Genomic DNA, 24,848 nt, shown 5'->3' with positions numbered 1-24,848 from the left:
TAAAGTCATGGATTTTATCCAAATAAAACTGTAAACTTTCTTAGAGTTGCTTGTAAATATAAATTAGTGTTATCAATTTTAGAACTTTTTAATTCTAACTCTAAATTTAAAAGAAACTCTAACATCTCTTGGAACATCTGAGGTTTTATATTAATAGCTAGTTTTGATTTTTTTTCCCAAACAGCTTTAGGAGGAATAAAACCTAAAATTTCTTTTGGATTAGGAGCTCCATATGCTCTTGCATATGATGCTATCAAAAACAATTGCTGTACAAATGATGTAACTTGAGTAACTAAGAATACTTCATTTACACCCTCTTCTAGTAATAAGTTCAAATCATTACTTATATCTTTTCCTGATAATAGATTATGTAAGAAATCTTCAAAAGAGACTATTCCTATTCCAAAACAATGCGTATTTATTATATTAGATGTTATCTTTTCTTCTAAAATTGCAAGTTTTGATAAATCATTTATACATAATGATAAATCATTTTTATGCATAAAATATAAGTGATTTAATGCAGATATTTCATAATTTATATTATGTTTTTTTGCTTCATTTTCTAAAAGTCTTACTGCTTCATTGTCATTTGGAGCAAACATTCTTACAACTGCAGAGTTTGTTTTAGCTGTAAAACTCTTTTCCATAGTTTTAAAATCACCATCTCCCATGCATGAAAAAATTACTGTGCTATCCATGTTTGTATTGCAAGCATCGATTAAAGCATCAACTTCTTTTTTTGGAAGTTTTTTCTCGCACTTTATTAATAGAATATTATTAGATGAGAATAGTGAAGATTGAAGAAGTTTATCTTTTGCATATTTAAAATCATATTCATCAAAATATAATTTTTCAATCTCATCAGCCAAACCAAGTGAAGTAGCAACAATATTAGTGTAAAGTTCAACTAAATATGTTGACTGTCCATAAAACATGTAGGCATTAAATTTCTTATTTTGTCTTAAATGATTATCAAATTCGTTTTTATACATAGGATATATCTTATCCTAAGTTATCTTTTAATATTATTCATAATCTAACAAAAGGTTTATAATGTATAAAATAGAACTACCACTATTAGGTTTTGAAAATATTAAAGAATTAAATATAAAAACTATTGATAATAACTTTTCCACTTTAATTTTAAATGAAAATAAAAAACTAAATATAAACATTGTCGATATATCTTATTTTAAAAAAATAAATTTTAATTTTAATATTGATGATGAAGTATTAAAAAAACTACATATACATGAACAAAAAGATTTTAAAATATACTTTTGTGTTGTAATGCAAAATCCAATTGAAGACTCAATTGTAAATTTAGCAGCACCTATTTTAATAAATGAAAAACATAAATTAATAGGTCAATATGTTATTAAAAATAAAATACCTAAGTTACTTACAACTTTAAAAGATAACATACTTTAAACATTAATATTTTTAACTTCTAAAACTCAACACTACACAAACAATAAACGAACTCTTTACGCAAGATACACATAAAAAATCTATAATACACTTATCAAACAAACGAAAATAAAAAATTAATATTTAAAAGGATTTTAAAATGAAAAAATTATCAACAACAATTATAGGATTAAGTTTATTAGCAGGAAGTGCATTATCAGCACAAGATACATTTGCAAGTTTTTACCCAGTTGAGAACGATGATACACCAAGTTATCTTTCTTCAGTTCAAGATGATTCAAAAGCTTATCAAACTTTAGCAGTTGCAACTAGTGATAACAAAGTATTTGCATCTTTTTATCCTCTTGAGAACAATGATTCTCCAGATTATTTAAGTTTTAACAATACGCAAACATCAGCAGCAAGTACTAATATTTTAGCAGCATCTGCTATTAGTCATTGTACACTAGCTTCTTTCTATCCAGAAGAAGATACTGATACTAGACTTCAAACTTCTTGTTAATATTTTAACAAGAAACCCCTCTCCTTAATTTAAGAAGCTAGCAATTTATTTTGTTAGCTTTTTTAATATTTAACCGAACATATTACTTGTTTAGTAATAATATCAACCTCTTTAATTTTTACTCTTAATTTTGTGAAAAGTTTCTGACCTTTCATATTATCAATAGTCACTTTTAATCCAGAAATAGTATCATATGAAACTGCCCTATTTCTATCAGTATCTACTATTTTTACTTTTATTTCACTTCCAATATTGTCATTTGCCCAACGTGCATATTTTCTATCTTCATAATCCCAAACTAATTGAGCTACTTTTCTTTCATTTAAAGAGATATGCTCACAAATTTCATCAATATTTTTTGGAGTTTGCTTTGATTTTAAAATTCTATGTAAAACTAAATCCGAATATCTTCTAATTGGAGATGTAAAGTGAGAATATGAAGAAAAACCTAAACCAAAGTGACCTAGATTTTTTGAGCTATATTTTGCTTGAGTTTGTGATTGAATAATAAGTTCATCAATCTCTTCACTCATCATTGAAGCTTTTGCTTTTTTCTGAATATGTGTAATTGTATCATGAACATCATTTTGTACTTTTACTTTTACACCTAAAATATTTACATCATCAACTAATCTTGAAATTGCTTTTAAAGATGGCTCTTCATGAATTCTATAAATTCCTACATTATTAACTTTTTTACTAGCTTCAATATTTGCTAAAAGCATACACTCCTCGATTAATTGATGAGAAGCAGTTGAACTTTCACTATCAACTGATACGATTTTGAAGTTTTTAAGTTTTTGTCGCAATTCTGTAGTTCTAAAGTCATAACCATTTTCTAATCTTTTAGCTCTAAAGTTTTTAGTAATTTCATATAAAGGTAATATATAATCAAATATTGTTTTATCTACATCTCCATATTGATCCAATTTACCTTCAAGAACTCTATCTATTCTTCCATAGGAATATTTTCTATGTGAATTTATAATAGCTTCAAAAAGTTGTGATTTTTTAGCACATTTATTTTTTAAATCTAATTGGATTTTAAAAACATAAGAGTATCTGTCAACTCCTTCTTTTAGTGAACACATCTCTTCACTTAATTCATTTGGAAGCATTGGTAAAACTTTTCCTGGCAAATAAATTGAAGTTGATTTTAAAAATGCTAATTTATCTAAAGCACTTCCCTCTTTTACAAAATAAGAAACATCAGCAATTGCTACATATAAAACTTCTTCATCTTTATCATAATAAATAGCATCATCGTGATCTTTTGCAGAATTTGGGTCAATTGTACAAAAAGGTAAATGTGTTAAATCAACTCTTTGATTTTCATCATTCATTTTTGCGTCAACTTCTAAAGGTTTTTGTGTTCTTATTACTTCATTATATAAATGTAAAGAGATAAGTTCATCTATTTTTGGATCAGCAATATTTCCTAAACTTTTTATTAGTTCAATAGATTTATTATCAACTAATAAAACCTCACCTTCTTCATATGAAGATGCACCTTTATTTTCTAATTTGATATTTTCTTTTACAGTATAAAAAGATTTCTCTTTTATATAAACTAAAATATCATTTTTCTTTCCATCTAAAACTTCAATGATATTAGCTTTTACTCTTGACCTTGGATTAAAAACTCTTTTTGCTAATACTAAGTCACCATTATAAGCTCCATTTAATTGATCAAACTCTATTTTTATGTTTTTATGTTCACTTATTAAATCTTCAAGTATTACTAAGTTTTTTCCAACATTAACAATTGCGACTTTATATTTTGAATTAAGTTCATAAGTTTCATCATCTAATTTAATGACAATACCTTTTTTAATAAACTTTTCTATTTCGATTAATTCAGTTTTATTATATGTCTTATCTGCACTTTGTATCTTTTTAAAAAGCTCTTTTAGCAAGTTAATTCCTTGTTTATATATAATGTAATCCTATCTAAAATATCTTGAGTATTACTATTTTTTATCTTTAGTTACTATGTTTTTAGCTTTTTTTGGGTATAATCTCTAAAATTTTACTAGAGGGACATAATAATGGCATTAGACGTATACTATGATAAAGATTGTAATATTGATTTAGTTAAATCAAAAAAAGTAGCAATGATTGGTTTTGGATCACAAGGTCACGCACACGCAGAAAACTTAAGAGATTCTGGAGTTGAAGTTGTTGTTGGTTTAAGAAAAAATGGAGCTTCATGGGCTAAAGCTGAAGCTAAAGGTTTTGAAGTTAAAACTGTTGCAGAAGCAACTGCTATTTCTGATATCGTAATGATTTTATTACCAGATGAAAATCAAGCTGATATTTACAAAAATGAAATCGAAGCTAACTTAAAAGATGGTGCTACTGTAGCATTTGGACATGGTTTTAATATCCATTATGGAAGAATTGCACCTGCAAAAAACATCAATGTAATGATGGTAGCTCCAAAAGCTCCAGGTCATACTGTAAGATCTGAATTTGTTAAAGGTGGAGGAATTCCAGATTTAATTGCAATTCACCAAGATGCAAGTGGAACAACTAAAGAATTAGCATTATCTTATGCTTCAGCAATTGGTGGTGGTAGAACTGCAATTATTGAAACAACTTTCAAAGATGAAACTGAAACTGATTTATTCGGAGAGCAAGCTGTATTATGTGGTGGTGCTACTGCATTAGTTCAAGCAGGTTTTGAAACATTAACTGAAGCTGGATATGATCCACAAATGGCATACTTCGAATGTTTACATGAGTTAAAATTAATCGTTGACTTAATGTTTGAAGGTGGAATCGCTGATATGAGATATTCAATTTCAAATACTGCTGAATACGGTGATTATATTGCTGGTAAAAGAATCATCAATGATGAGTCAAAAGCAGCTATGAGAGAATTATTAAAAGAAATTCAAGATGGTAGATTTGCAAAAGACTTTATCTTAGAAGGTCAAGCAGGATACCCAAGAATGAATGCTGAAAGAAATAATCAAAGAGAAACACTAATTGAAAAAACTGGTGTTGAACTTAGAGAAATGATGCCTTGGATTGCAGCGAATAAAATCGTTCAACAAGACAAAAACTAATAAAAGAATTAAGGAAGATTTTCTTCCTTGATTTATAACTTACTATGAGTAATAAAAAAACTAAACGAAAAACTAAAAAATCATCACAAGTTTCAAAATCTAAATTAGCAAAGATTTTCCTACTAATATTTTTATTTGCATTTATAGCTAGTGGCTTAAGCTATTTTATAATGAAAAATGAGAATTCAAATAAAACTATTAATAATGACATTCTAAAATCAGAAAAAAAAGAAATTACTGAACTCAAAAAATTCCAAAATGAAAAACTAGATGAATATTTTGATAAGCTTGAAACACCAAAAGAAAAATTTGAAGAATTAACAGAAGAGTTAAAAAAAGATTACGATCAACATGAAAAAGAAGATCATCAAACAGTAAAAGAAAATAAAGAACCTAAAAAAGTAGTAAAAAAAGAAACACCTAAAAAAGAACCTGCACCAAAAGAAAACCAAGTAATAAAAAAAGAACCTGTAAAACAAAAACCTAAATCTACTGTAAAAACTAAAAAAGAAACTTATCATTATAACAAAAAGAATAAAGCAAAAATCGCTATTGTAATTGATGATGTAAGTAGTAGCAAACAGAAGAAAGCAATTTTAGATATTGGTTACGATGTTACAATGGCTTTTCTTCCCCCTCAAAAAGGTCATATAAATTCTGCAAAAATAGCACAAGACCAAAAAGTACATATGATACATTTTCCAATGCAAGCAGGACCTGGATTTAAATCAACAGAAAAAATCACTTTAACAATAAATGATTCTTATGCAAAAATTGAAGGAATTGTGAAAAACTTACGAAAATGGTATCCAAATGCTGTATATACAAATAATCATACAGGTTCAGTATTTACTCAAAATGATGCTGCTATGGACAAACTATTTCGTGCATTAAAAAAATACAACTTTATTTTTGTGGATAGTAGAACAAGTGCTAAATCAGTTGCAAAAAAATATGCTTTAAAATATGGTATGCCTTATATTGTAAGAAATACTTTTTTAGACAATAAAAAAGATTATGATTACATTCAAAATCAACTTAAAAAAGCAATAAAAATTGCTAAAAAAAGAGGCTATGCAATTGCAATTGGTCATCCTCATTCAATGACTATAAAAGTTTTAAGAGAATCAAAACATTTATTAAAAGATGTTGAACCTATATTTATAAATAAACTTCCATATCTTTAAGCTTTAAAATATATAACTAATAATATTATTAAATAAAATATTATTAGGCTATTTATGATTAATCAAATCTCATTTAATATTCCCGAATTAGAAAATATGAAAAAATATCCAAGTGAACTTTTTTATATTGGAAATACAAATCTTTTAAAAAAGAAAAAAATATCTATAATAGGTACTAGAAGACCCTCAACTTACACAAAAGAGTTTACTCATAAACTTGCATCAAAATTATCAAGCTTTGATATTTGTATAGTTAGTGGTGCTGCTATGGGTGTTGATGCTATTTCTCATATTGCAGCAGGTTATGATAATACAATTGCTGTTGTTGCAAATGGCTTAGATATACGTTATCCAAGTGTAAATAAAAACTTAATCTCAGGAATCGAGCAAAAAGGATTAATGCTTTCAGCTTATAAAACTGGTGAAAAAGCACGTAATTATACTTTTGTTTTAAGGAATGAAATAGTCGTAGCTTTAGGAGATATTTTAATAGTAACAGAAGCTGATATTAAATCAGGAAGTTTAACTTCTGTTAATTATGCTCTTAAAATGGGGAAGAAAGTATATACTTTATCTCATAGAATTAATGAAAGTTTAGGAACACAAGAACTTGTAAAAAAAGGCTTAGTTGAAGTTATTTATGACATTGATGAATTTATACAAACTATTACGAATAAACTTCCATCATTAAAACAAAATGATGAAATACTTCACTTTTGTGATACAAATCCAAGTTATGAAGAAGCTATAAGTAAGTTTGGCGATGTAATATTAGAATATGAACTTGAAGGTAAAATAAGAATTGAAAATGCAAAAGTGTCAATAATATGAATTTTTATAAAAAATAGTTATAATCAAATACTATATTACAGAGGCAGCTTATGAAAAGAAGAATTTATTTTTATTATCTTATATTTAATATAATTGTTGTTTCTTTCTTTTCTATTTATTTATACGCTTCTTATATTCAAAAAAAGTCTCTTGTAACTGAACAAACAAAAATAACAAGTCTTCTAATAAGTGAATGGATAAAAGGCTCATTTTTAGCATCTGATTATGTACTAAGAGATATTATTGATAAGGTTCCTGTTTCTGCATTAAAATATCCAGCAAGTAATCTTGTTGAGCATGATAGAATATCAAAACTTATAGTTAAAAAAAGTCAGACTTTAGCTCATTCAAATGGTGTAGGACTTAATGATGAGAACTGCATTATTACACACACTCCATCAATTGTAGGTTTTGATGCTAGCAAACGTGAATGGTGCTATAAACCTATGAATAATCCTAAACTTGAAACTTATGTTTCTAATATGTTCATGAGTAATATCAATGAAATGATGGTTATTCAAGTACGTAAATTTCCAGATAATAAAGGCTTAGCTGGTATTGGTGTTAATTTATCATTCTTTTCACAATGGGTAGAAAAAGTTAAGTTAGGTAGAAATGGAATAATCAGTATAGTTGATAGTAATTTAAATCTTTTAGCTAGACAACCTTTAATCTTAGAAGCTTTAGGAAAAGAAGTAAAATCATCAATTGTAAAAAATTTTATCACTTTAAATGAAAAAAGTATGATATATTCAAATGCATCACCCCTTGATAATAAAGAAAGATTATATAGCGTTAGAAAAGTTGAAAACCTTCCTTTTATAGTTGTTGTAGGTGAAGCAAATGAAGATTGGCTTGATAACTGGTATATGCAAGTATTTATTTCTATATTAATTACTCTTTTATTATGGGTAATGGCTTGGATAATCTTACGTCATTATTCACATATCTTAAGTCAAAAGAGTGAACTTGAAAGAATTTCAATAACAGACCAACTAACTAAATTATACAATCGGCACAAGCTAAATGACGTCCTTCAAAGTGAGTTTAATCGTGCCCAAAGAATTGATTATTCATTTACTGTAATAATCATAGATATAGATGATTTTAAACTTATAAATGATACTTATGGCCATAATGCTGGAGATAATATTCTTAAAGAATTAGCACAATTACTTAAAGATAATATCAGGATTACAGATACTTTAGGAAGATGGGGAGGAGAAGAATTCTTAATTATTATTCCACAAGGTGAAAATAAAAATGAAGAAATTCTAGCTCAAAAACTTAGAAGTAAAATTGAAAAGCATTCGTTTTCTAATGTTCCAAAACTTACAGCAAGTTTTGGAATTTCACAATACAAAAAAGGTTATAGTATAAATGATCTAATTAAAAATGCAGATGATGCACTTTATGAAGCCAAAGGAAATGGTAGAAATCAAGTTAGAATAAAAAACATCTAATTTTTAAACCTTTTACAACTTTTAACTTTCAATAATATTAAATATCCAAATACTCCAGAAAGAACAGAACCTATCAAAATAGCTAGTTTATCAGTATATGAAAACATAGCCGAGTCTTGAAAAGCTAGTGAATCTATAAATAAACTCATCGTAAATCCAATTCCTGTTAAAACACTAACTCCATAAATTTGTGCCCAAGTAGTACCTTTTGGCAAAGATGCAAATTTAAATTTAACTGCTAAGTAAACAAAGAAAAATACTCCTAATTGCTTACCAATAAAAAGACCAAAAATAATTCCAAGAGATACTGGATTTATAATTAAATCCAAAGATAATGATCTTAAATCAATTCCTGCATTTACAAAAGCAAATATAGGTAAAATATAAAAAGCAACCCAAAAATGTATATAATGCTGTAAACTTTTTACAGGAGAAATTCTTTTTCTTTTTTCATTTATAGCATTTAGTGGAATTGTAAAAGCTAGAATAATACCAGCTAATGTTGCATGAACACCTGATTTTAAAACAAAAACCCATAAAATTACTCCAACAAAAGCATAAGTACTAACTAATGTAATTTGCATTTTATTCATAGTAATTAAAATAATAATACAAACTAATGCCATAAGTAAAGACATAGTAGAAACATCTGAAGTATAAAAGAATGCGATAATTAAAATAGCACCTAAATCATCAAAAATTGCTAGTGCCATTAGAAATATTTTAAGTGAAACAGGAACTCTTTTTCCTAAAAGTGATAAAATTCCTAAAGCAAAGGCAATATCAGTAGCAGTTGGAATTGCCCAACCTCTTAATGCAAACTCATTATCATAATTAAAAGCAACATAGATTAAAGCAGGGACTAGCATTCCTCCAATAGCAGCAATACCAGGAAGTGCGATTTTAGAAAGAGATGATAAATGTCCTAATATCAACTCTCGTTTTATTTCTAAACCAATAAGTAAAAAGAAAATTGCCATTAATCCATCATTTACCCAAAGTATCAAAGGTTTTGAAATATCAAGAATAGTACCTATTTTAAATTCAATAGGAGTGTGTAAAAAGTTATTGTAAAACTCAGATAGAAAGGTATTGCTAAATATTAATGCAAGTAGAGTAACAAGCATTAATATAATACCAGCTGTTGATTCTTTTTGTAAAAATTTTCGTACTAATACTTTCATAATATTTGCCTTTAAAGCTTAATATATTATTTTAGTATAAAGTACTTTATTAAATATTAAAACGAATTTTTAGTATTACCTAGTGTCTTAATTGGTAAGTTATATCTCCAGCACCAACACCTAAGAAAATACCTTCATCATAACTTTTTATGATTTTTTCATCTTTTATTAAATCTATTCTTCCAGCAGTTGAAGAGATTCTATCTGCAAAGATTGGATTATATGCTGCAAACTCTTTTTCAAAATCTATATCAATTTTTTGTTCACCTGGAATTGTCCAAATAGGAAGGATAATTAACTCATCACATCTTCTAAAACACTTTTTGAAACCTTCAAGATTATCACTTGTTCTTGAGTATTTATGAGGTTGCCATAGAACTATTCTATTATTTAGATTTGTTAAGTTGTCATATAACTCAACTGATTTCATTGTAACTTCAATCTCTGTTGGATGATGAGCATAATCATCAATTACAACAAATTTATCATTTGCTTGAACTACATCAAATCTTTTTTTAATACCTTTATATTTTAAAAGGTTAACTCTTATACTTTCAATATCAAGTTCATTTAGTGCTGCTAAAATTGCTAAAGATGCATCAACTGCAATATGATAACCAAATCCCCATACTTCAAATGTTCCTAAGTCTTTTAAATCAAATCTAGTACAAGGCTCTTTATCTTTTAATGTATATGATAAGTTTTTAATATCTTTGCTTGGATAAAGATAAGTAGCCTCTTGAATTTTTAACTTAGCGATATCTTTATCTTCACCATTTAAAACTCTTTTTTTAGCAAGTCCTATAAAACTTTCATAAGCAGAGTAAAACTTATCATAATCATAGTGATAATATTCCATATGCTCTGGTTCTGCATTTGTAACAATTGCACAATATGGATTTGAAAGTAAAAAAGATGCATCTGATTCATCAGCTTCAAAAGCAACTAAATCGTTTACATACCTAAAGTTTGAACCAAAATCTTTTGAAATTGCACCAATTAGTGCTGAACTTTGTAAAATTGAAGCTAAAATCGCTGTTGTAGTTGATTTACCATGAGCCCCTGCCACACAATAATTTTTCTTATCACCTAAAACAATAGGAAGTGCTTCTTTTCTTGAAAGTGTTCTTGTTTGATTAAGTCTTGCTTGAATTAATTCAGGATTTTCATCTGTTACTGCTGCTGAATATATTACTAAATCAAAATCATCTTTAATGTTCTTTGCTTCTTGAGGACAAGAAACTTGTATACCTTCATTTTGAAGCTCTTTTGTAATTGGTGAGTCTTTCATATCAGAACCAGATATTTCATGACCATCGTTATTTAAAAATCTTGCTAGAGCAGAAAGTCCAATTCCACCTATTCCTATAAAATGTACTTTCATTAGCTATCCAATAAGTGTTTTAAATTTTTGTATTCTTTTTCTAAGGTGTCTTTATTATCATTTAAAAATTCATCAGTATTAAACTTGAAATTCATAATAAAGTAACCATATTTTTCTTCATCATTTTCTTTTTCATGATCAACACTAGTATCATAAAAAAAGTCTAGTTGATTTCTAGTAGATAAAACTATAATTAAAACATTTAAAGCTTTTTCAAGTTCAACATCTTCTATAATATTTGCTAGTACGAAAATTAATTCTTTTGCACCATCAAAATTATCATAAGACCATTTTTCAATTGCATGTTCATAAAATGCTCTTACATAAAGTAAATTATCATCTTCAAGTTTTAATTTTACATTTTCATTTACAATTTTTTCAACATTTGCAAATGATGTTTTTAAAATTTGCTCATAAAGTTTATTGATTTTTTCTTCTTCTAAATCTAAAACTAACATCGAATCTAATGTCTCATACATTGCTGAAATATTTTCTTCTTCCATTGATTTAACTCTAGTTTCTTCAAGATACTTTATAAAATCAGGGTTAGTTCTTGCTTCATTTAATTGTTCTTTATCCATCAATAAAATCCTTTAATCTTTTTAATACTTCTTCAGTTTTTTTTGCATTTTCTACAAGAGCTATTCTTACATAACCTTTTCCAATTCCTTCTCTTCCTAAAAAAGAACCAGGTAATACTTTTATGTTTTTTTGTCTATATAATTCTCTTGTAAACTCTATTTCATCTTCAACTTCAAGCCAAATATAAAAAGTCGCTTGAGGTGGTTTTACACCTAATATTTCATAAGCTAATTCAAAATTCTTTTTATAGATACTTCTAAAATACTCTACATGACTTTCTTCATTCCAAGCTGCAGCTGCAGCATATTGAAGAGGTACAGGAGAAGCACAGCCTACATAAGTTCTATATTGCATGTAATCTTTTAATATCTTTGCATCACCTGCAATAAATCCACTTCGTAAACCAGGTGCGCTACTTCTTTTTGAAATAGAATTCATAACAAGTACATTTTTAAACTTATCATTTCCAACTAATTTTGAAGCTTCTAAAAGTGAAGCTGGTTTATCATTTTCATCAAAATAAATTTCAGAATAACACTCATCATTTATCAAAATAAAATCATATTTTAAAGCTTTTTCAACCCAAGTTCCTAATTCTTGTACACTCATAGAAGCCGATGTAGGATTATTTGGAAAATTTAAAACAACTAAATCACATTTTTTTAATTGCTCAGCACTTAGTTCTGCTTTAAAATCATTCTCTTTTACTAAATCAATATGTATAACTTCTGCCCTACTTGCAATTGCAGCACCTTCATAAATTTGATAAAATGGATTCGTAAAAGCAATTACAGGGTTTTTTATATCAAATAATGCAAACTGAGGAAAGTTAAATAATACCTCTCTTGTTCCAAATGTTGGAATTATTTGTGAAAAATCTAAATTTACATCAAATCTTTTACTTACAAAATTAATCATTGCTTCTTTTAATTCAGGTATTCCAGCAGATGCAGGATATTTTTTCAATAACTCAGTTGAGTTTTTTAATGTATCTTGTATAAAATCAGGTGTTTCAAATTTTGGTTCACCAATAGTTAATGCAGATAATTCATAATTTCCATTACCTTCAACATCACTTAAAATTTCTGTTAGTCTTTCGAAAGGGTATTTTTCAAAATTCATTTATTTTTCCTTAATTTCTATTGTTCTTCAACTATTGGAACTAATAATTGATTATATTTATTCATATCAAAAGAGATAAAATCAGTATTTGTATAGAAGAATTTAAATGAAAATCTTTTTTTAAGCATTTCTTCTTTTAAAGGTAAAATTTGAAGCATACTTTTTTGCTTTTTTAATTCACGTATAGGATTTTCACTACTTGATATAATTTCTATTTTTTCATTAAATATTTTTGCAAGATTTTCAAAATGATCTAAAAGGTTTGTTTTATCTTCTTCTTCACCAATAGGATCTAAATCAAAAATTCTTGTTTTTGTTTTCATTTGACTTGCAACATCAAAAACAATAGGTGAGATTTGTTCATAAGAATGCGTATCATTTAATAAAACAACTGTTTGTTTTATTGATTTCAATTTCTCATTTCCTAATTTAAAAATAGGAACTTTTAAGTTAATAATATTTTTTATAGAATCTTTGTCTTTAAACATTTCTTGGGTTAAAATCATCATTCCAATATCATACTTTCTAAAATCTTCTTTTAAAATTTTATTAAAGCCCTTATTTGAATAATCAATTCGCATAACAATACTATCAAAATATTTAAACTCATTTTTAATATGGTCCATAATTTGAGGTGTTGTAGGTCTTGTAATTCTAACTATTAATTTATTGTTTTTTAATTTTTGATTTAATGTTTTAGCTTCTTCAATTGCTTTTTTTACACTTAATTCATTTTGTAAATAAAGGTCTAAATATAAATATATATTATGTCCAAAGGGCATTGGAAATTGACCTTGAGTTTTACCAATTGCATTATATATTTGCATTAAAACATAAGGTTTACCAATTACTAAAATTACATCATTTGGCTTTAAAACTAGTGATGGTTTTATATTTACTAATTGTTGATTTCTATAAAGTGCAAATATTTTCCATTCTTTTTGCTCAATTGATCCAATATATCTATAGGCATAAGAGCTTCCAAAAGGAACTCTAATTTCCATAATTTCACCTTGTTTTAGACCAATATTTTGAGCAACAACTGGAATATTTGGAAGTCTTTCAACCATCCCATTTGCTAAAACTTCAATTCCTTTATAAACATTTATATAAGGATCTTTTAACCCTAATCCCCAATAATCCAAAACTGTCATTTGAAGATTTTTTTTATGGCTTCTAATATTTTTTGTTACATTAATCATCTCATCTTTAGAGTTTAATGCAATTAAAACTTCAGTATGGATATTCTTATCTAAAACCATAGCAAGCTTAGAGTTTGAAGTTGGGTCAAACTTATAAAAAGTAAAGTTTGAGGGCTTTTGAACAGGAAGAATGGCATCACTCATATAAATAATATCATAAGAGTTATCGCCAGTATTTGCTTCTACGATACGATGCATCAATTTTTTTGCAACAATACCATCTAAAATAATCAAGATTTTTTTCATTCGGATATTATATCTTTTTTAAATTAATAGTAGATTTATATTTTTATCTTACTTCCTCACCAATTAATTTATCAATCTTAGCTAAAGACATTAGGTAATCATGTACATATTTTAAGTAATCAGCTTTTACATAAGATTCAATATATTGTGATTCAATAACCTTTTGAGAAGTCACTGCATCAATTTGATATGCTCTTATATGTAGTTCTCTACTGTTAGTTGCAAGTTTTTTTGCTTTCTTTAGTGTCTGTATTTGTTTAAAACCAATAAGTGCTGTGTTAAGTTCATTTTTAATTTGTAGTGCAACACCATCTTTTACCATATCTTCTAATAAATGCAATTTCTTTTTTTCTAATTTCTTTTCTGCAACCATATTAGTTGTTCTAAAGCCATCAAATAATGGCATTTCAGCAGCAAAACCAACATTCCAAGAATTCTCTTTATCATCACTTAAATATCCATATTCGTAAGAGTTATAAGTATGTGAAACTTCACCCATAAGTGCAAGTGTTGGGTAATGACCTGCTTGTTGTTCTTTTATTTGCTCTTTTGATATTTTTAAAGCAATATCCATTTTTCTAATATCACTATTTGATTTGTATGCACTTTGAACTAGTTTTGATAGTGAGTATTTAGGAGGTAATAATTCATTATTTGTATATTTTGCTTCTATTTCACTATCCCATGGTAATCCCATAGCATTTGCAAGTGCAGATTTTACTAAAAATCTATTAGCATCAATTTTTGCAACTATTGATTCAATCAATGCAAGAGTAACTTGAATAGATAAGTAATCAGTTTTCTTAACATTTAAAGAATCACCACTTTCGTAAAACTGCTTTGTTAAATTCTCAACATAAGTCATACTATCAAGTGTTGCTTTTGAAATCTTATATAATTCATTAGTTAAAACATAGCCATAAAAATATTTTTTAATATCATATGCAACATCTAAGTCCGTTCTTTTTATTGTATTCATTGCTAATAATTTATTTAATTTTGCTTGCTCAATTACAGAAGATATCTTTCCGCCTGTAAATAAAGGGTATAAAAGATTTAATGAACCTTTTACTGTGTCTCGACCTAATGCAGTTGTATCTGTATCTATTGATAAAGTTTGATTGTCAAAAGTTCCACTTGGATATGAATTAATTGTAGCTTGCGCAGTTGCTAAATCTAAACCATTTGCTAACATTTGAGAAAGAGCAAGTGATTTTGCAGTATCAGAAGGTAAATTAATAGCTCCTCTTTGTTGATAAATAACATCTTCTTTAACTCTTTGTCCTACAACCATTGCATTTATAGCTGGATAATTTGCACTAATTGCTTGCTTATATTGTGCATCTGCAATTTCTAATCCAATTTTTGAAATTTTATTTTGTTTATTATTTTCTAATGCAATTTTTATTGCTTCACTTAAAGTAACTTCTTTTACACTTGCATACAAAGCATTTACTATCAATAGAAAAGCTAATATAAACTTCATTTATCTTCCTTGTTATAATTTAATAATAATTAAATGAAAGTTAATAAATATTATTTTTATAAATTAATTTACTTTTGATATAATTGCGTAATTACAATAAAGGTTTTTTATCAAATGCAATTTCAAATAGATGCAACATCACACCATAAAACTAGAGCATGTACAATTCAAACAGCTCATAGTACAATTCAAACACCAGTTTTCATGCCAGTTGGTACTCAAGGAACAGTTAAAACACTTGATGCAAATGACATGCTTGAACTTGGTGCAAAAATTATTTTAGGGAATACATACCATTTATACTTACGTCCAGGAAGTAAGATAGTTAAAAAAATGGGAGGACTTCATGGCTTTTCAAAATTCCCAAACTCTTTTTTAACTGACTCTGGAGGATTTCAAGCTTTTTCTTTAAGCAAAAATACAAAACAACATGAAGATGGAATTATGTTCAAATCTCATATTGATGGAAGCAAGCACTTCTTTACACCTCAAAGTGTACTTGATACGCAATATGATTTGGGTTCTGATATTATGATGATTTTAGATGATTTAGTAGCACTTCCAAATACAGATGAAAGAATTGAAAAGTCAATTCAAAGAACAACTAAATGGGCGCAAGAAGCAATAACTTATCATAAAGCTCAACAAGAAAAAGGTATTGGAGTAGATCAAAATATTTTTGCAATTATTCAAGGTGGAACTAGCAAAAAATTTAGACAAATGAGTGCTGAACAATTATGTTCACTTGAAGACTATGATGGTTTTGCAATTGGTGGATTAAGTGTAGGTGAACCTAATGTTGATATGTATAAAACAGTTGAGTGGACAACAGACTTTATGCCAAAAGATAAACCAAGATATTTAATGGGTGTTGGAACTCCTGAAGATTTAATTGAAAATATTGAACGTGGTGTTGATATGTTTGATTGTGTAATGCCTACAAGAAATGCAAGAAATGGAACACTATTTACAACATTTGGAAGAGTTAACATTAGAAAAGCAGAATTTAAAGAAGACTCACAGCCTATAGATCCTGCTTGTGATTGCTATACTTGTAAAAACTTTTCAAGAGCATATTTAAACCATCTTTATAAAGCAGGTGAAATGACTTTCTTTAGACTTGCATCTATGCATAATATTCATTACTATTTAACTCTAATGAGTAAAGCTAGAGAAGCTATATTAGCTGATAATTGGATTGAATTTAAAGAAGATTTTTATAAAAAAAGAGAAAAATAAGCAAAAGAAGAGTTAATCTTCTTTTAGATAAAATACCAAAATATATAAACAATAAGACAGAAGGAATAAAATGACTGTTGATGATAACTTAATTGCAAAACTATCAAAATTATCTAGTTTAGAAATAGATGAGTCAAAAAAAGAAAACTTAAAAGCAGAACTTGCTGATATTATTAACTTTGTTGAAAATTTAAATGAAATTGATGTATCAGGTATTGATGCAACATTCTCTACTATTGAAGGTGGAAGCCCCCTAAGAGAAGATGAAGCTAATCAAGATTTAGAATTATCGAAGCATATACTAAAACACTCTCCAAAGAGTGAAGATGGTTACTTTGTAGTTCCTAAGATTATAGAGTAAGCTTATGATTAAAGTTTATGGAATAAAAACTTGTGACTCAGTTAGAAAAGCCTTAAGGTTCTTTAAGGACAACGAAATAGAAGTTGATTTTTTTGATTTTAAAAAAGAAACGCCAACTTCACAAACTGTAGATTCATGGGTAGAAAAATCAGATTTAAATTTACTTTTTAATTCAAGAGGAACTAAATATAGAACTTTAAAATTAAAAGAGTTAAATTTGGATGATGAAGGAAAAATCAAGTGGCTAAAAGATGAACCAATGCTTTTTAAAAGACCAGTGATTGAATATGATGGAAAAGTAATGGTTGCATTTAATGAAGAAGTTTACAAAGAAACTTTTTTATAAAATATTTTAAACTATAAAATTAAAAAAGGGGAAGTTTAAAAACTTCCCCTTTTTTTATACAATAATATCTTTTCTAGCTTCTTTTAAAGTATCAGCAATCATAAATGATAACTCTAAAGCTTGATCAGCATTTAATCGTGGATCACATTGTGTGTGATATCTCGATGCTAATCCTTCAGTTGTAACAGCTGAACTTGTACTTCCTGTACACTCAGTTACATCTTGTCCTGTCATTTCTAAGTGAATACCACCAGCGTATGTTCCTTCAGCTCTATGGATTTGGAAGAATTGTTTTACTTCTGATAAAATAGCTTCAAAATCTCTAGTTTTATAACCATTATCAGCTTTGATAGTATTTCCATGCATTGGGTCTGACGACCATAATACATTTTTACCCTCTTTTTTAACTCTTTTTAAAAGTTTAGGGAAATGTTCACCTATTTTATTTGCACCCATTCGAACAATTAAGTTAAGTCTTCCTGCTTCATTATTCGGGTTTAATTTATCAATTAATTGAATAAGTTCTTCTTCTTTCATTGTTGGACCTACTTTACAAGCAATAGGATTTTGAATACCTCTAAAATACTCAATATGAGCATCTTTTAAGTCTCTTGTTCTATCACCAATCCATAACATATGTGCAGCACAGTTAAACCAATCACCAGTAATTGAATCTCTTCTTGTAAGTGCTTGTTCATAATTTAATAATAATGCTTCATGTGAAGTAAACAGTGTAGTTTGTGCAAGAGCAGGTGAAGTTTCACTTGTAATTCCACAGGCTTTCATAAAGTTTAATGATTCAGTAATTTTAGAAGAAACCTCATCATATTTATCACCTAAAGTATGGTCATTTACAAAATCTGTATTCCATAAATGAACTTGATTTAAATCAGCCATTCCACCACGAGAGAAAGCACGAAGCAAGTTCATTGTCGCTGCACTTTGATTATATGCTTTTAATAACTTTTTAGGTTTTGGATTTCTAGATTTTTCATTAAAATCAATATCATTAACAATATCACCTCTATACGAAGGTAGTGAAATACCATTTATTTCTTCAAAATCTGAAGATCTAGGTTTTGCAAACTGTCCAGCAACTCGTCCTACTTTTACAACCGGACAACCTCCTGAGAATGTTAATACAACAGACATTTGCATCATAACTTTAAAAAGATTTTTAATATTATTTGCATCAAAAGCTGTAAATGATTCAGCACAATCTCCACCTTGAAGTAAGAATGCTTTTCCATTAACAACATCTGCTAATTGATTTTTTAAATTTAGTGCTTCCCCTGCAAAAATTAAAGGAGGATAAGAAGCTAATTCTTTTTCTACTTTCTTTAACTTTTCTAAATCAGGGTAAGTTGGTTGTTGCTTGATTGGAAAATCTCTCCATGTATCTGGATTCCAATTATTCATTTTATTGCCTTTTAATTTTAAATTGTATTATTTTATCTAATCTCATCTTAATGAGTTTATATATCTTTGTTACTGTTTTGTAATTTTACTAGTTAATTAATTTTGATAATAAATCTTTAAATGATACTTTAAATGCATCTAAACCTTGTGTTAAAAGGTCATTATAAACTTTTTCCATATTAATTTTTTTCTCTTCTAAGTTTGCAAAGTATTCATTACACTCTTCTTCACTTATTATTTGAGTTTCTTCTTTAACACCATCTTTTAACCAATCTTCAATTGTTGCAAGTGGAGCAGTATTTACAGAGTTTGGAAAAATTAAATTATCAATGTAATAACTTGGAGCTAATTCATTACCTTTAACTCCCGTACTTGCAAATAATGTTCTTATATTTTTATTTTTTAATTTATTAATTTCATGATAACATTTTGTAGCATTTACAATACCTAATTTAGAAGCTTCTAAACATTTTGTTACAAAATCAGCATCACACATTCTATCAAATCTAGAAACGAATACAGAAACAACTGCTTTAATATCTTTATTTGATTCTATAATACCTTCATTAAGTGCTTGTGCACATTTAATAGCTTGATCTGGTGAGAAAATTAATGTTGCATTTACATGAATACCTCGAGAAGTTAACTCTCTCATTGCAATATAACCAGCATCAGTAGCAGGAACTTTAATCATTACATTTTCTGCATTAATTGAAGAATACAATCTTAAACCTTCTTCAATAGTACCTTGTGCATCATCACATAATAATGGATCAACCTCAATAGAAATAAATCCATCATCAGTATCATTTTTGTGTAAATCAGATAAAAGCTGGGCTGCTCTTTTAATATCTGTAAGTGCTAATTCTTCATAAATAGTTTTTGCATTATTAGCTTGTAACATATCAAGTTGTTGTTTATATGCAACAGAATTTGATATTGATGATTCAAAAATTGCTGGATTTGATGTAGCTCCTTGAATAGTTTCATCTTTAATTATTTCTTGAAATCTATTTTCTAAAAAATCTCTTTCTATAAAATCACACCATAAAGAGTAATTAATATTTTCTTTTAAACTCATCTTTTATCCTTATATTTTTTCTAAAATTTTTGTTAAATCTTTTTCATCTATTATTATATTTGCTTCTTTTTTTAATACATCTCTTGCACAAAATGCAATTCTAGTATCAGCATGAGCAAACATAGATAAATCATTAGCTCCATCACCACAAACTAAAGTATCAGCTTTGCTAACACCTAAAATAGCTTGTAATCTTTGAATCATATCACCTTTTGATGATGAGAACATCATATCTCCACCTACAAGACCAGTTAAAATTCCATCTTTTTCATGTAAAATATTTGAAAAATCTGCATCTAAACCTAATATATCTTTTGCAGGACTTGTTCCTATTCTAAAACCACCTGAGAAACATACGACCTTGTAGCCTTTTTCTTTTAATGCAGGAATTAATTCTTTTGCACCTGGCATTAGTGGTAAATCTTTACATATTTCTACTGCTTTTTTATATTCTAAGCCTTTAAGTAATGCAACTCTTGTAGTTAAAGATTCAAAAAAATCAAGTCTTCCTGACATTGCTTCTTCTGTAATTTCTGCAACTTCTTTTCCTATTCCTAACTCATCTGCTAGAAAGTCAATTGTCTCTCCATCCATAAGTGTTGAATCAAAATCAAAAACAGCTAATTTCATTAATTTTCCCTAGTTTTAGTCTTTTAAGGATATAATATTATCTAAATTAAACTAAATATACTAAAAGGATTGTTTTTCACTATGTTTGAAACACTGATACAAAAACTACAAGAAGATAAATATTTAACATTAGAAACAACACCACAGCATGAACCATCTATGCATAATATTATTGAAAGAATTAAAAAATTTAACCTACAAAGTAAAGTAGATGGATTCTCTTGTACAGATAATCCTCTTGCAAAATTAAAATACAATGCATTATTCGCATCATTAAAACTACAACAAGAATTCTCAAAACCCGTAATTGCAACTATGTCTATGAGAGATAGAAATAAAATTGCTTTACAATCTGATCTTTTAGGAGCAAGTGACTTTGATGTACGTGCTATTTTAGCACTAACAGGAGATCCTGCTAAAATGAGTGACCAGCCTCATGCAAAAGGTGTATTTGAAGCAAACTCATTAATGCTTTTAAAAATCATTAAGTCATTTAATTATGGAATGGACTTTGCAGGACATCCTTTTAAAATTGAACCAAAACAAATCTTTCCATTTTCAGTTGTAAACTCTTATGCAAAAAGCTTTACATCACTAGAAAAAAAGATGCATAATAAAATACAAAATGGTTCATTAGGAATTATTACTCAGCCTTTATTTGATGTTGATAACGCTAAAAAACTTTTAGAATCATTTGACAAAGCAAAAGAAGATGTTGAAGGTGATAAGAAAAAATCTCAACTAATTATTGGATTATTTCCAATTACAAAACTAAGAACTGCCTTATTTTTATCAGCTCAAGTTCCAGGAATTCATGTACCACAAATGTGGATTGATAAGCTTGAATCTGCTCATAAAATTTCTGTGGATGAAGAATATAAGGTTGGAATGCAATTAAGTCAAGATATTTACAAAGAAGTTCGGAAAATACATCCAAAAGTTCACTTAATGACAGCAAATAAATTTGATATTGCAAATGAGATTATTTCTTGAGTATAGCAAGTATTGATATTGGTTTAAAAAGAATTGGTCTTGCAATATGTGTTTCTTCAAATATTGTAACACCTAAAGATGCAATTTTGAGAAAAAATAGAAATCAAGCTGCACGTGATGTAAATATATTTTTAAAAGAATGGGATATCAAAAAACTTGTAGTTGGATATCCAAGCTCAAGTCTTGATATGCAAAAAAGAATAAAACACTTTGTAAACTTACTAGAGCTTGAAATTCCCTATGAATTTCAAGAAGAAAATATGAGTTCAATTGAAGCAGAAGATATGATGAAAGGTCAAATCAAGTATAAAAGAGATGGAAGAGTTGACTCAATAGCAGCAAAAATTATACTTGAGAGATTTCTAGCTAAACAATAACTATCTTTTTTATAATCTCTTTATTTTAAGATATTATGAACAACTGCTATTGCGAAACCTTCATCATGTGTAATAGAAACATGAGATTCTTTAATATTAAATTTTTTTCGCACTTTTTTCTTATATTTAATCTTTGGAGCGCCTTTTTCTGTTTTTGATATTTTAATATCATGAAAAGAACAATCAGCTCCAATACCTGTGCCAATTGCTTTACTAGCAGCTTCTTTAGCAGCCCAAAAACCTGCAGCAGTTTCTGGTCTTTTAATTAAAGCTATTTCCTCTTCATTTAAAAATTTTTCATAAGCACGTCTACCAAATTTTTCATACATTCTTTTTATTCTATTAATAGAAGCTATATCTATTCCTGTCATTTTAAACCTATCTTTTTTATATCATTAATTCAAAGAATTATATCTTGTTTCGACTGTGTTTATTAGAAATACTTTGCAAGTCTATAAAATAATCCATGCCAAGTTTTATCTTCTAAAGTTTTTATTACTTCATCTATTTTGTATTCTTGATTATCTACTATCTCTTGACAAACTCCATCAATATTTTTTAAAATATCTTCTTCAAAACCTTCAATATCTTCACTAAAAGGAGTATCTACATTTTTTAATCTTGGCATTTTTATGTACCTAATAGCTTTTAAATCTTTTAAATCTTCTCCTAAAAAATCATCAAGACCTGGTAAATTTGTACATATAACTTTTGCACCTGAAGCTAAGGCTTCGATTACAACTAAAGGAAGTCCTTCAAAAAAAGAAGGAAGAATAAATATGTCACAACTTCGTAAAAACTTTGCTAATTCATCTTGTGCAATTGCACCTAAATAGTTTATCTGCGTTTTTCTTGCTTTTATACTATCTATAATTTCAACACTCTCTTCTACATTTCCATGACCAATTAAATTTAATTCAAAATTTTCATAGTTTTTACTTTTATCAATTGCATTTAAAAGATTTGGTACACCTTTGTAATTACATATTTTTCCTATGTATGCAATTTTTATTTTTTTATTTTTATCTCTTTTTATTGGAAAAAACATTTCAGGGTTATAGCCACTTCCACTTGTAATTACTTGATTTTCTTTTAAATCATAAAGTTCTTTTATCTCTTTTTCTTGTGCAGAATTTAAAGCAAAAAGATAATCACACTTTGGCACTTTATCTTTTACAATGGGTACTAACATAGGTGAACGTTCAAGCTGTCTTAAATCAGTTCCATGACATAAAACTAATACTTTTAAATCCGGATATAAATCTTTTATAAAAGTACATAAAAGCCAAATATGATTACAAATTACTACATCTGGTTTAAAATCCTCAACTGCTTTTTTTATGATTTTTTTAAAGGCTTTTTCATATGCTTTAAACATATTTTGATCTAAAGAACTATACTTTGTACTAGAATATGGCATAACATCACTCATTCCAACGACAGGAAAATCTAGCTCTTTTGTTTCAAATAATACAGGATAAAAGTTTTTTAAATCTAAATTATCAATTCCAGGGTCTTGTTCATAGATAGGAACGCCTGCTAATACTGCTTGTTCATAATTTTTTTCAAAACCAGTTTTAAATAATTGTTGTAAAAATACACCACTTCCAGTTTTCCCTGGTCTTTGTGCTAAAGCATGTAATATTCTCATTTTTTCTCTTTAGATTTAGTTTTTTGTAAAGCCTACTAATAAAATCACCAATTTATAAACACTTATCTTGTATAATCATTTTATGAAATTATTTTTGAATAAACTATTATACTTAATTATTATGCTTTTTATTATTAGCCTTATTTCTTTTTTAGCAATAAATCTAGCACCTAATTCATTTTTTGCAAGTGGTTCTTTAAACCCTAATATTACAGAAGAATCTATCGCTCAATTAAAAGCAATTTATGGTTTGGATAAACCTTTATATATGCAGTTTTACTCTTGGATTATTGCAATAATACAATTTGATTTTGGGATTTCTTTTGCAAGTGGTTCTATGGTAAAAGATGAGATTTTAACAAGAATTCCAATTACTTTAATTATAAACATAATTTCAATGTTTTTAATATTTGTTTTATCTTTATATTTAGGAATAAAAGCAGCTTTAAATAAAAATAGCTTTTTTGATAAATTTGTAAACCAGCTTTCACTTATTAGTTTTTCTATGCCTTCATTTTATTTAGCACTTTTAGGAGTTTTAGTTTTTTCTATTACTTATGAAGTTTTACCAATTGCAGGACTTCATTCCGTTCCTAACGATGGAAGTTTGAACTATTATTTAGATTTTGCTTGGCATTTAATAATGCCTATTACTATTATTGTATTTGGAGGAATTGGGAGTTTGACATTATATATTAGGTCTTTAACTATTGAAATATTAAAATCAGATTACATATTTTTTGCAAAATCAAGAGCTTTAAATGATAGGCAAATTCTGAGATATTATATTTTACCAAATTTATATCCTCCCGTTATTACACTTTTAGGACTTTCACTTCCTGGAATTATTGGTGGGTCTGTAATACTTGAAACTATATTTTCAATTGATGGAATGGGATTATTGTTTTTTCAAAGTGCATTAAGTCATGATTACCCTGTAATTATGGGGATATTAATAATTGGAGCATTTTTAACACTAATTGGGAATATGATAGCTGATTTAGTTTTACTAAAATTAAATCCAAATTATGACGGAAAGTGATATAATTCACTTTTT

At 27.5% G+C, this 24,848-nt stretch carries 25 protein-coding genes; 12 read left to right on the top strand and 13 right to left on the bottom strand.

Going from position 1 to position 24,848, the window contains the following annotated elements:
* Positions 1–14 precede the first annotated feature (14 nt).
* On the bottom strand, positions 15–995 hold the full coding sequence (gene holA, locus D3Z07_RS11565; RefSeq protein WP_122893950.1) for a DNA polymerase III subunit delta: 981 nt from the start codon (positions 993–995) through the stop codon (positions 15–17).
* Between the two features lie 61 nt (positions 996–1,056).
* Here holA and D3Z07_RS11560 point away from each other — a divergent pair, with 61 nt between their 5' ends.
* Together D3Z07_RS11560 and D3Z07_RS11555 are read left to right on the top strand one after the other, a co-directional pair.
* On the top strand, positions 1,057–1,434 hold the full coding sequence (locus D3Z07_RS11560) for a flagellar assembly protein FliW (RefSeq protein WP_122893949.1): 378 nt from the start codon (positions 1,057–1,059) through the stop codon (positions 1,432–1,434).
* A gap of 139 nt (positions 1,435–1,573) precedes the next feature.
* Entirely contained in the window at positions 1,574–1,936 is a 363-nt protein-coding gene (locus D3Z07_RS11555) for a hypothetical protein (RefSeq protein WP_122893948.1), read from the top strand.
* A gap of 62 nt (positions 1,937–1,998) precedes the next feature.
* Here the strand turns inward: D3Z07_RS11555 and D3Z07_RS11550 are convergent, their stop codons facing one another.
* Positions 1,999–3,852: an RNB domain-containing ribonuclease gene (locus D3Z07_RS11550; RefSeq protein WP_076088575.1), complete on the bottom strand. Its 1,854-nt coding sequence runs from the start codon at positions 3,850–3,852 to the stop codon at positions 1,999–2,001.
* Between the two features lie 132 nt (positions 3,853–3,984).
* On the opposite strand from D3Z07_RS11550, the gene ilvC reads away from it, so the two are divergent.
* The 4 genes from ilvC to D3Z07_RS11530 are packed head-to-tail and all read left to right on the top strand — an operon-like array spanning position 3,985 to position 8,488.
* On the top strand, positions 3,985–5,007 hold the full coding sequence (ilvC, locus tag D3Z07_RS11545) for a ketol-acid reductoisomerase (protein ID WP_076088577.1): 1,023 nt from the start codon (positions 3,985–3,987) through the stop codon (positions 5,005–5,007).
* Between the two features lie 44 nt (positions 5,008–5,051).
* Positions 5,052–6,194, top strand: coding sequence for a divergent polysaccharide deacetylase family protein (locus D3Z07_RS11540; RefSeq protein ID WP_122893947.1), 1,143 nt, complete (start codon positions 5,052–5,054; stop codon positions 6,192–6,194).
* Positions 6,195–6,248: 54 nt separating this feature from the next.
* Positions 6,249–7,025, top strand: a complete 777-nt coding sequence (locus D3Z07_RS11535; protein ID WP_122893946.1) for a DNA-processing protein DprA — start codon at positions 6,249–6,251, stop codon at positions 7,023–7,025.
* A gap of 50 nt (positions 7,026–7,075) precedes the next feature.
* Positions 7,076–8,488 (top strand): sensor domain-containing diguanylate cyclase, encoded by a 1,413-nt coding sequence (locus D3Z07_RS11530; protein ID WP_122893945.1) that lies wholly within the window; start codon positions 7,076–7,078, stop codon positions 8,486–8,488.
* On the opposite strand, the gene nhaA is transcribed toward D3Z07_RS11530, so the two are convergent.
* The 6 genes from nhaA to D3Z07_RS11500 form a co-directional block, all read right to left on the bottom strand.
* Entirely contained in the window at positions 8,485–9,672 is a 1,188-nt protein-coding gene (gene nhaA / locus D3Z07_RS11525; protein WP_122893944.1) for a Na+/H+ antiporter NhaA, read from the bottom strand. The genes D3Z07_RS11530 and nhaA overlap by 4 nt on opposite strands.
* Positions 9,673–9,751: 79 nt before the next feature.
* Complete coding sequence (gene murC, locus D3Z07_RS11520; protein ID WP_076088587.1) at positions 9,752–11,056, bottom strand: UDP-N-acetylmuramate--L-alanine ligase; 1,305 nt, start codon at positions 11,054–11,056, stop codon at positions 9,752–9,754.
* Positions 11,056–11,637, bottom strand: a complete 582-nt coding sequence (locus D3Z07_RS11515; RefSeq protein WP_076088589.1) for a hypothetical protein — start codon at positions 11,635–11,637, stop codon at positions 11,056–11,058. The genes murC and D3Z07_RS11515 overlap by 1 nt, the downstream gene beginning before the upstream one ends.
* Positions 11,630–12,760, bottom strand: a complete 1,131-nt coding sequence (locus D3Z07_RS11510) for a succinyldiaminopimelate transaminase (protein ID WP_122893943.1) — start codon at positions 12,758–12,760, stop codon at positions 11,630–11,632. The genes D3Z07_RS11515 and D3Z07_RS11510 overlap by 8 nt, the downstream gene beginning before the upstream one ends.
* A gap of 17 nt (positions 12,761–12,777) precedes the next feature.
* Positions 12,778–14,208, bottom strand: coding sequence for a COG3400 family protein (locus tag D3Z07_RS11505; protein ID WP_228144672.1), 1,431 nt, complete (start codon positions 14,206–14,208; stop codon positions 12,778–12,780).
* A gap of 43 nt (positions 14,209–14,251) precedes the next feature.
* Positions 14,252–15,694: a TolC family protein gene (locus D3Z07_RS11500; RefSeq protein ID WP_122893942.1), complete on the bottom strand. Its 1,443-nt coding sequence runs from the start codon at positions 15,692–15,694 to the stop codon at positions 14,252–14,254.
* A gap of 114 nt (positions 15,695–15,808) precedes the next feature.
* Here D3Z07_RS11500 and tgt point away from each other — a divergent pair, with 114 nt between their 5' ends.
* The 3 genes from tgt (at position 15,809) to D3Z07_RS11485 (ending at position 17,640) form a co-directional block, all read left to right on the top strand.
* Positions 15,809–16,933: a tRNA guanosine(34) transglycosylase Tgt gene (tgt, locus tag D3Z07_RS11495; protein WP_122893941.1), complete on the top strand. Its 1,125-nt coding sequence runs from the start codon at positions 15,809–15,811 to the stop codon at positions 16,931–16,933.
* A gap of 70 nt (positions 16,934–17,003) precedes the next feature.
* The gene (gatC, locus tag D3Z07_RS11490; RefSeq protein ID WP_076088599.1) at positions 17,004–17,294 is read left to right on the top strand and encodes an Asp-tRNA(Asn)/Glu-tRNA(Gln) amidotransferase subunit GatC; all 291 of its coding nucleotides are present in this window, start codon (positions 17,004–17,006) and stop codon (positions 17,292–17,294) included.
* Between the two features lie 4 nt (positions 17,295–17,298).
* The gene (locus D3Z07_RS11485; protein WP_076088601.1) at positions 17,299–17,640 is read left to right on the top strand and encodes an arsenate reductase family protein; all 342 of its coding nucleotides are present in this window, start codon (positions 17,299–17,301) and stop codon (positions 17,638–17,640) included.
* Positions 17,641–17,694: 54 nt separating this feature from the next.
* On the opposite strand, the gene D3Z07_RS11480 is transcribed toward D3Z07_RS11485, so the two are convergent.
* The 3 genes from D3Z07_RS11480 to serB form a co-directional block, all read right to left on the bottom strand.
* Positions 17,695–19,059, bottom strand: a complete 1,365-nt coding sequence (locus D3Z07_RS11480; protein WP_076088603.1) for a class II 3-deoxy-7-phosphoheptulonate synthase — start codon at positions 19,057–19,059, stop codon at positions 17,695–17,697.
* 88 nt (positions 19,060–19,147) lie between these two features.
* Positions 19,148–20,140 (bottom strand): transaldolase, encoded by a 993-nt coding sequence (locus D3Z07_RS11475; protein ID WP_122893940.1) that lies wholly within the window; start codon positions 20,138–20,140, stop codon positions 19,148–19,150.
* Between the two features lie 9 nt (positions 20,141–20,149).
* Complete coding sequence (gene serB / locus D3Z07_RS11470) at positions 20,150–20,770, bottom strand: phosphoserine phosphatase SerB (protein ID WP_076088607.1); 621 nt, start codon at positions 20,768–20,770, stop codon at positions 20,150–20,152.
* 81 nt (positions 20,771–20,851) lie between these two features.
* Between serB and D3Z07_RS11465 the strand changes: the two genes are divergently transcribed.
* Both D3Z07_RS11465 and ruvX read left to right on the top strand, forming a co-directional pair.
* Positions 20,852–21,763 (top strand): methylenetetrahydrofolate reductase, encoded by a 912-nt coding sequence (locus D3Z07_RS11465; RefSeq protein ID WP_122893939.1) that lies wholly within the window; start codon positions 20,852–20,854, stop codon positions 21,761–21,763.
* Positions 21,760–22,140 (top strand): Holliday junction resolvase RuvX, encoded by a 381-nt coding sequence (ruvX, locus tag D3Z07_RS11460; RefSeq protein ID WP_076088611.1) that lies wholly within the window; start codon positions 21,760–21,762, stop codon positions 22,138–22,140. Before D3Z07_RS11465 ends, ruvX begins: the two co-directional genes overlap by 4 nt.
* Before the next feature lie 20 nt (positions 22,141–22,160).
* Here the strand turns inward: ruvX and acpS are convergent, their stop codons facing one another.
* Together acpS and D3Z07_RS11450 are read right to left on the bottom strand one after the other, a co-directional pair.
* Positions 22,161–22,511, bottom strand: a complete 351-nt coding sequence (gene acpS / locus D3Z07_RS11455; RefSeq protein WP_122893938.1) for a holo-ACP synthase — start codon at positions 22,509–22,511, stop codon at positions 22,161–22,163.
* Positions 22,512–22,573: 62 nt separating this feature from the next.
* Complete coding sequence (locus D3Z07_RS11450; RefSeq protein WP_122893937.1) at positions 22,574–23,791, bottom strand: glycosyltransferase family 4 protein; 1,218 nt, start codon at positions 23,789–23,791, stop codon at positions 22,574–22,576.
* Between the two features lie 82 nt (positions 23,792–23,873).
* On the opposite strand from D3Z07_RS11450, the gene D3Z07_RS11445 reads away from it, so the two are divergent.
* The gene (locus tag D3Z07_RS11445; protein WP_076088617.1) at positions 23,874–24,833 is read left to right on the top strand and encodes an ABC transporter permease; all 960 of its coding nucleotides are present in this window, start codon (positions 23,874–23,876) and stop codon (positions 24,831–24,833) included.
* Positions 24,834–24,848 lie beyond the last annotated feature (15 nt).

This window comes from Arcobacter peruensis (assembly GCF_003711085.1).
Lineage (GTDB): Bacteria > Campylobacterota > Campylobacteria > Campylobacterales > Arcobacteraceae > Poseidonibacter > Poseidonibacter parvus.
Note: the sequence above shows the minus strand (reverse complement) of the source record. Positions and strands in the feature narration are given on the sequence as shown.

Coding starts and splice junctions, on each gene's coding strand:
- holA (WP_122893950.1), bottom strand. CDS start 995: ATGTATAAAAACGAATTTGATAATCATTTAAGACAAAATAAGAAATTT.
- D3Z07_RS11560 (WP_122893949.1), top strand. CDS start 1,057: ATGTATAAAATAGAACTACCACTATTAGGTTTTGAAAATATTAAAGAA.
- D3Z07_RS11555 (WP_122893948.1), top strand. CDS start 1,574: ATGAAAAAATTATCAACAACAATTATAGGATTAAGTTTATTAGCAGGA.
- ilvC (WP_076088577.1), top strand. CDS start 3,985: ATGGCATTAGACGTATACTATGATAAAGATTGTAATATTGATTTAGTT.
- D3Z07_RS11540 (WP_122893947.1), top strand. CDS start 5,052: ATGAGTAATAAAAAAACTAAACGAAAAACTAAAAAATCATCACAAGTT.
- D3Z07_RS11535 (WP_122893946.1), top strand. CDS start 6,249: ATGATTAATCAAATCTCATTTAATATTCCCGAATTAGAAAATATGAAA.
- D3Z07_RS11530 (WP_122893945.1), top strand. CDS start 7,076: ATGAAAAGAAGAATTTATTTTTATTATCTTATATTTAATATAATTGTT.
- nhaA (WP_122893944.1), bottom strand. CDS start 9,672: ATGAAAGTATTAGTACGAAAATTTTTACAAAAAGAATCAACAGCTGGT.
- murC (WP_076088587.1), bottom strand. CDS start 11,056: ATGAAAGTACATTTTATAGGAATAGGTGGAATTGGACTTTCTGCTCTA.
- D3Z07_RS11515 (WP_076088589.1), bottom strand. CDS start 11,637: ATGGATAAAGAACAATTAAATGAAGCAAGAACTAACCCTGATTTTATA.
- D3Z07_RS11510 (WP_122893943.1), bottom strand. CDS start 12,760: ATGAATTTTGAAAAATACCCTTTCGAAAGACTAACAGAAATTTTAAGT.
- D3Z07_RS11505 (WP_228144672.1), bottom strand. CDS start 14,208: ATGAAAAAAATCTTGATTATTTTAGATGGTATTGTTGCAAAAAAATTG.
- D3Z07_RS11500 (WP_122893942.1), bottom strand. CDS start 15,694: ATGAAGTTTATATTAGCTTTTCTATTGATAGTAAATGCTTTGTATGCA.
- tgt (WP_122893941.1), top strand. CDS start 15,809: ATGCAATTTCAAATAGATGCAACATCACACCATAAAACTAGAGCATGT.
- gatC (WP_076088599.1), top strand. CDS start 17,004: ATGACTGTTGATGATAACTTAATTGCAAAACTATCAAAATTATCTAGT.
- D3Z07_RS11485 (WP_076088601.1), top strand. CDS start 17,299: ATGATTAAAGTTTATGGAATAAAAACTTGTGACTCAGTTAGAAAAGCC.
- D3Z07_RS11480 (WP_076088603.1), bottom strand. CDS start 19,059: ATGAATAATTGGAATCCAGATACATGGAGAGATTTTCCAATCAAGCAA.
- D3Z07_RS11475 (WP_122893940.1), bottom strand. CDS start 20,140: ATGAGTTTAAAAGAAAATATTAATTACTCTTTATGGTGTGATTTTATA.
- serB (WP_076088607.1), bottom strand. CDS start 20,770: ATGAAATTAGCTGTTTTTGATTTTGATTCAACACTTATGGATGGAGAG.
- D3Z07_RS11465 (WP_122893939.1), top strand. CDS start 20,852: ATGTTTGAAACACTGATACAAAAACTACAAGAAGATAAATATTTAACA.
- acpS (WP_122893938.1), bottom strand. CDS start 22,511: ATGACAGGAATAGATATAGCTTCTATTAATAGAATAAAAAGAATGTAT.
- D3Z07_RS11450 (WP_122893937.1), bottom strand. CDS start 23,791: ATGAGAATATTACATGCTTTAGCACAAAGACCAGGGAAAACTGGAAGT.
- D3Z07_RS11445 (WP_076088617.1), top strand. CDS start 23,874: ATGAAATTATTTTTGAATAAACTATTATACTTAATTATTATGCTTTTT.